Genomic DNA, 6,115 nt, shown 5'->3' with positions numbered 1-6,115 from the left:
TGAGCCGGGGATAGGGAAGGCGGGCCCGAGCCGATAGATGTTCGCCGGAAACGGAGACGCGGACATGGGCAGCCCGGGCGGAGACGGCGTGGTGACGGCGGCGGTGCTGATCATCGGGGACGAGATCCTGTCCGGCCGCACCCAGGACACCAACCTGAGAGATATCGCCCGGTACCTGGGCGTCCACGGCGTGGACCTGTGCGAGGCGCGGACCGTGCCGGACGTGCTGGAGGAGATCGTCGACGCTCTGAACGCCCTGCGCACCCGTTACGACTATGTGATCACCACCGGCGGCATTGGCCCGACCCATGACGACATCACCGCTGATGCGGTGGCGGCGGCCTTCGGGGTCGAGCTGGAAGAGCATCCGGACATCCTGGCCATGATGCAGTCCCGATGGGGCGATCAGATGAACGCCGCGCGGCGGCGCATGGCCCGGGTGCCGGTGGGCGGGGCGCTGGTGAACAACCCGGTGCAGGGACCGCCAGGCTTCACCATCGGCAATGTCTTCGTCCTGGCCGGGGTTCCCCAGATCATGCGGGGCATGCTGGAGGATGTGGGGCCGCGCCTGCGCTCGGGCGCGGTGGTCCTGTCGCGCACTGTGCGGGTCGAGGGCTCGGGCGAGGGGGCCATCGCCGGACCCCTGGAGGCGGTGGCCAAGGCCCACCCGAACCTCAGCCTGGGCAGCTATCCCTTCTTCACCGAGGGGCTCTATGGATCGAATCTGGTCCTGCGCAGCCGTGATGAGGCCGAGCTGTCGGCCACCGTCGGCGAGCTGATCGCCGCCCTCCGGGCCGCGGGCATCGCGAATGTCCGCGAGGTCGAGCCCGCCTGAGCCGCGACCGGTGAGCCTTTACCCCGTCATCATGTGCGGCGGATCGGGGGTGCGCCTGTGGCCCCTGTCCCGGCCGGAGCGTCCCAAGCCCTTCGCCCGGGTCCTGGGAGGGTCCCTGACGCTTTTTCAGGAAACGGCGCAGAGGGCGGCGCCCCTGGGCCCCCTGCTGGTGATCGCAGGCGCCGACCATGGCGGCCTGATCCGTGAACAGCTGGCCGAGTTGGGCCTGTCCGCAGATGTCCTGCTGGAGCCGGAACCCCGGGACTCCGCCCCCGCCATGGCTGCGGCGGCCATCCACCTTCTCCGGAGGGACGAGGAAGCGGTGATGGTAGTGCTGGCCGCCGACCATCACGTCCCCGACGGCGGGGCCTTCCGCGACGCCGTAGTCCGGGCGGCGCCGTTCTCGCGGGCGGGGCGGATCGTGACCCTGGGGATCGCGCCGACCTTCCCCTCCACCGCCTATGGCTACATCCGGGCCGGGCGCGGCGAGAGCGTGCGCACGGTCGACGCCTTCATCGAGAAGCCGGACGCGGCCCGCGCCGCCGCCCTGATCGCCGAGGGCTGCCTGTGGAACAGCGGCAACTTCATCGTCCCGGCCACTACCCTGGCCTATGAGCTCGGTCGCCTGGCGCCGGAGGTCCTGGAGGCCGCCGAGGCGGCGGTGGAGACGGCCACGGGACCCGGCGATGGCAGGCTGCTGGGCGAGGTGTTCCGCACGGCTCCGAAGATCTCGATCGACTATGCCGTCATGGAGAAGACCAGCCGCGCGATGGTCGCCCCAGCGGACTTTTCCTGGTCGGACGTCGGCGCCTGGGACGCCGTCCATGCGCTTTCGGACCGGGACGGGGCGGGTAACCGGCAGGAGGGCCGCGTCGAGGCCGAAGGGGTGACCGGCTCTTACATCCGCGCCGACGGAGGCGCCGAAGCGGTGGTGGTGGGCCTGTCGGGCGTCGCCGTGGTGGCCGACGGCGCCCGGGTCCTGGTGGCGCCCCTCTCGGACAGCCAGGCGGTGAAAAGGGGCGTGGAGCGGCTGCAGGCGCGGGGGCCCGCCGGATTTCCGGACCTTTCTTCGGCCGCGGCGTGGTTCGGGCTCTGGCTGAGGACCGCCGCCCTTCCGGTCTGGTGGACCCTCGGCGCCGACCGCGAACGGGGCGGCTTTGTGGAGGCCATCGACCAGGAGGGCCTGCCCCAGCCGGCGCCCCGGCGCGGCCGGGTCCAGGGACGGATGATCTTCAGCTTCGCCCAGGCCGGAATGATGGGCTGGAGCGGACCCTGGCGGGAGGCGGTCCGGCACGGCCTGAATGGCCTGACCCGCGATTTCCTGAGACCGGACGGCCTGATCCGCTGCCTGGTGGGACTGGACGGACGCCCTCTGGATGACACCCCGCATGTCTATGACCAGGCCTTCGCCCTGCTCGGGCTGGCGAGCCTGAGCCAGGCCGCAGAGTCGGACGCAGAGGCCCTGGCCCTTGCGCAGCGCATGCGCGAAGGTCTGGAGGCCCTGAGGCACCCGGCCGGCGGCTTCCGGGAGTCGGGAGACCAACCGTTCCAGGCGAATGCGCACATGCACCTGCTGGAGGCCTCCCTGGCGTGGGAGGAGGCGGGGCAGGCGGACTGGCGGGACTTGTCCGACGAGATTGCAGAGCTGGCCCTCGGCGCCTTCATCGACCACCGCGGAGTCCTGTCGGAATTCTTCGACGCCGACTGGCGGCGGGCCGGAGGTGATGACGGCCGCCTGGTGGAACCCGGCCACCAGTTCGAGTGGGCCTGGCTGCTGGACCGCTGGGGCCGGGCCCGGGGACGGGCGGATGGCCAGCTGGCGGCCCGGGCCCTGCATGAGACCGGCCGGCAGGGCGTGGACCCGCGCCGGGCCTGCGCCGTCAACGCCCTGTGGGAGGACCTGACGGTCCGGGACGGCTGGGCGCGGCTGTGGCCGCAGACGGAGTACCTGAAGTCGTCCCTGGCTCTCGGGGAGACGGAGGAGGCCCTCCAGGCCGCATCGGGGCTGCGGCGGTATCTCGAAACGCCCGTGCGGGGACTGTGGCGCGATCGCCAGGGGCCGACCGGAGGATTCGCTCCCGGGGGTGCGCCGGCGACCTCGCTCTACCATATCGTGGGCGCCATCCGGCAGCTTGAGGAACAATCCCCAGCACTTTCCGCTTAAGTGACGTTTTTTGGACGAGAGGCCCGTTCCCGCGCTCGCCTTTTCACGGAAGGTTGATTACGAGGGCGCGAGTCCCGCGTCCCCGACCGACTCCCCCAACCGCCGCCACGGCTCGGAGAAGTTGAACTGATGACTGCGACCCCCGGCATTCACCCCGCACCCACCCGCCACACCCGACTGATCGCCTGGGTCGAGCAGATCGCGGCCCTGACCCGGCCGGACAGGGTTCACTGGTGCGATGGATCGGATGCGGAGTGGGACGCCCTGACCCGGGAGCTCGAGGCGAAAGGCACCCTGAAGCGCCTGAACCCGGCCAAGCGTCCCAATTCCTTCTATGCCGCCTCGGATCCGGGCGACGTCGCCCGGGTCGAGAGCCGCACCTTCATCTGCTCCGAGAAACAGATCGACGCCGGTCCGACCAACAACTGGTCCGATCCCGTGGCGATGCGGGAGAAAATGGCGGGCCTTTTCGACGGCTGCATGAGCGGCCGGACGATGTACGTCTGCCCCTTCAGCATGGGGCCGCTGGGTTCGAAGATCAGCCAGATCGGGGTCGAGATCACCGACAGCGCCTATGTCGCCATCTCGATGCGGGTCATGACCCGGATGGGCAAGCCGGCGCTGGAACAGCTCGGGGAGGACGGCTTCTTCGTGCCCGCCGTGCATACGCTCGGCGCGCCCCTGGCCGCCGGGCAGGCGGACGTTCCCTGGCCCTGCAATCCCGAGAAGTACATCGTCCACTATCCCGAAACCCGGGAGATCTGGTCCTACGGGTCAGGCTATGGCGGCAACGCCCTTTTGGGCAAGAAGTGCTTCGCCCTGCGCATCGCCTCGGTCATGGCTCGGGACGAGGGGTGGCTGGCCGAGCACATGCTCATCCTCAAGCTGACCTCGCCCCAGAACGAAGTCCGCTACATCGCCGCCGCCTTCCCCAGCGCCTGCGGCAAGACCAATATGGCCATGCTCCAGCCGACCCTTGCCGGGTGGAAGGCCGAGACCGTCGGTGACGACATCTGCTGGATGCGGTTCGGCGATGACGGCCGGCTCTACGCCATCAATCCCGAGGCCGGTTTCTTCGGCGTGGCGCCCGGGACGGGCAATGAGACCAACCGCAATGCGGTCGCCTCCCTGCACGCCAACTGCGTCTTTACGAACGTCGCCCTGACCGACGATGGAGACGTCTGGTGGGAGGGCCTGACGAAGACTCCCCCGGCCAACCTGACCGACTGGAAGGGCCGGCCCTGGACGCCGGGGTCGGGCGAGCCCGCCGCCCACCCCAACGCCCGCTTCACGGTTCCGGCCAGCCAGTGCCCGGTGATCGCCCCCGAGTGGGAGGACCCGAAGGGCGTGCCGATCTCGGCCATTCTGTTCGGCGGCCGCCGGGCCAGCGCCGTGCCGCTGGTGACCGAGGCCTTCGATTGGGCGCACGGCGTCTTCCTGGCCTCAAACGTGGCCTCCGAGGGGACAGCGGCGGCGGAGAACCGGATCGGCGAGCTACGCCGCGATCCCTTCGCCATGCTGCCCTTCTGCGGCTACAACATGGGCGACTACTTCCGGCACTGGCTGTCGATCGGCGAGAAGGGCGACGCCGCCAAGCTTCCGCGAATCTATTTCGTGAACTGGTTCCGCAAGGACTCCACCGGTCGGTATGTCTGGCCGGGCTTCGGCGACAATTCCCGGGTACTGAAGTGGATCTTCGAGCGCCTGGCGGGCCGCGCCTCAGTCCAGGACACTCCCATTGGCCGTGTGCCGATGGCCGCGGCGCTGGACCTGTCCGGGCTTAGCCTGTCGGCGGCGGACCTTGACCTTCTCTTGACTGTCGATGCGTCGGTCTGGGCGGAGGAGGCGGCCCTCATTCCTCCGGCCTATGAGGCCTTCGGCGAGCGGCTGCCTCAGGAACTCTGGCGGCAGCACAAGGCCCTTGAGGGCCGGCTCCAGGCCGCCCATGCCGCGGAGATGGTGGCCGAATAGCCGCCAGCCCGTCGTCCGGGCTCAGTCCCGGGTGACGCCGTGATACTCGCAGTACCAGTCGGCGAATCGGCGCACGCCGACTTCCACCGGCGTAGTCGGCGCATATCCAAGGGCGGCGGCGGTGTCCGTGATATCCGCCTCCGTCCGGACGATGTCACCGGGCTGCATCGGCATAAGGTTCAGGTTCGCGGGCCGGCCAAGGGCTTCGGACAGGACCTCAATGTAGGTCATTAGCTCGACCCGGGTCCCGGCTCCGATGTTCAGGATCCGCCAGGGCGCGACACCGCTCGTGGCGGGATCGGGCGACTCGGCGCGCCATTGCGGGTCCAGCGCAGCGGGTCGGTCCAGCGCGGCGATCACACCGTGGACAATGTCATCCACATAGGTGAAGTCGCGTTGCATGCGGCCCTGCCCATAGACGTCAACGGGACGGCCGGCGACGATGGCGTCTGCGAACCGGTAGAGGGCCATGTCCGGTCGGGTCCAGGGTCCATAGACCGTGAAGAACCGCAGGCCCGTGCAGGGAATGCCGAACAGGTGAGCGTAGGCGTGCGCCATGGACTCATTGGCCAACTTGGTCGCCGCATACAGGGTCAGGGGGTGGTTGGCCGGCTGGTGGGGCGAGAAGGGCAGGGTCGCGTTGGCCCCGTAGGCCGAACTGGTGGAGGCGAAGACAAGGTGGTCGGGTGATATCGCCCGGCAACCTTCCAGCACGCTGAGAAAGCCGACCAGATTTGAATCGACGTAGGCTTCGGGATGCTCGAGCGAGTAGCGGACGCCAGGCTGTGCGGCGAGGTGCACCACTCCTGTTGGCCGCACGGTCCGGAACACCTCCGCCGTCGCAGCTCGGTCGGAGAGGTCGACCCGGAAATGGCGGTAGCCCGGCCGGGCCTCCAGCCGGCTGAGCCGCGCCAGCTTCAACCGGGGATCGTAGTAGGGACTGATGCAGTCCAGGCCTGCGACAACCTCTCCCCTGTCCAGCAGGGCCTGAACGACATGGAATCCGATGAAGCCTGCGGAACCTGTGACGAGGATCATGAGAATGCTCTCCCGGGACCCGCGCCCCTCCGCCGCCTGGCCGGACCTCTCCGCATGCGCTCTCGCCGAGCCGCTGTCGTCAACGGTTGGAAACGACCCGGAGGGCC

At 69.3% G+C, this 6,115-nt stretch carries 4 protein-coding genes; 3 read left to right on the top strand and 1 reads right to left on the bottom strand.

Features of this window, described 5'->3' with window-relative positions:
• The first annotated feature begins 64 nt into the window (after positions 1 to 64).
• The 3 genes from INE98_RS05420 to INE98_RS05410 all read left to right on the top strand — a co-directional run bounded on the left by INE98_RS05420 (position 65) and on the right by INE98_RS05410 (position 4,970).
• Positions 65 to 835 carry a competence/damage-inducible protein A gene (locus INE98_RS05420; RefSeq protein ID WP_293513861.1) on the top strand — a complete coding sequence of 257 codons (771 nt, stop codon included), beginning with the start codon at positions 65 to 67 and terminating at the stop codon, positions 833 to 835.
• A gap of 10 nt (positions 836 to 845) precedes the next feature.
• Positions 846 to 2,999, top strand: coding sequence for an AGE family epimerase/isomerase (locus tag INE98_RS05415; RefSeq protein WP_293537209.1), 2,154 nt, complete (start codon positions 846 to 848; stop codon positions 2,997 to 2,999).
• A gap of 129 nt (positions 3,000 to 3,128) precedes the next feature.
• Positions 3,129 to 4,970 carry a phosphoenolpyruvate carboxykinase (GTP) gene (locus INE98_RS05410; RefSeq protein WP_293537208.1) on the top strand — a complete coding sequence of 614 codons (1,842 nt, stop codon included), beginning with the start codon at positions 3,129 to 3,131 and terminating at the stop codon, positions 4,968 to 4,970.
• A gap of 21 nt (positions 4,971 to 4,991) precedes the next feature.
• Here the strand turns inward: INE98_RS05410 and INE98_RS05405 are convergent, their stop codons facing one another.
• Positions 4,992 to 6,008 (bottom strand): NAD-dependent epimerase/dehydratase family protein, encoded by a 1,017-nt coding sequence (locus INE98_RS05405; protein WP_293537207.1) that lies wholly within the window; start codon positions 6,006 to 6,008, stop codon positions 4,992 to 4,994.
• Positions 6,009 to 6,115 lie beyond the last annotated feature (107 nt).

The organism is Phenylobacterium sp., from assembly GCF_020253645.1.
Lineage (GTDB): Bacteria > Pseudomonadota > Alphaproteobacteria > Caulobacterales > Caulobacteraceae > Phenylobacterium.
This window is presented reverse-complemented; position numbering and strand designations above follow the sequence as displayed.

Bases quoted from the DNA above. Each gene is read 5' to 3' on its own strand.
- INE98_RS05410 (WP_293537208.1), top strand. From the start codon at position 3,129: ATGACTGCGACCCCCGGCATTCACCCCGCACCCACCCGCCACACCCGA.
- INE98_RS05405 (WP_293537207.1), bottom strand. From the start codon at position 6,008: ATGATCCTCGTCACAGGTTCCGCAGGCTTCATCGGATTCCATGTCGTT.
- INE98_RS05420 (WP_293513861.1), top strand. From the start codon at position 65: ATGGGCAGCCCGGGCGGAGACGGCGTGGTGACGGCGGCGGTGCTGATC.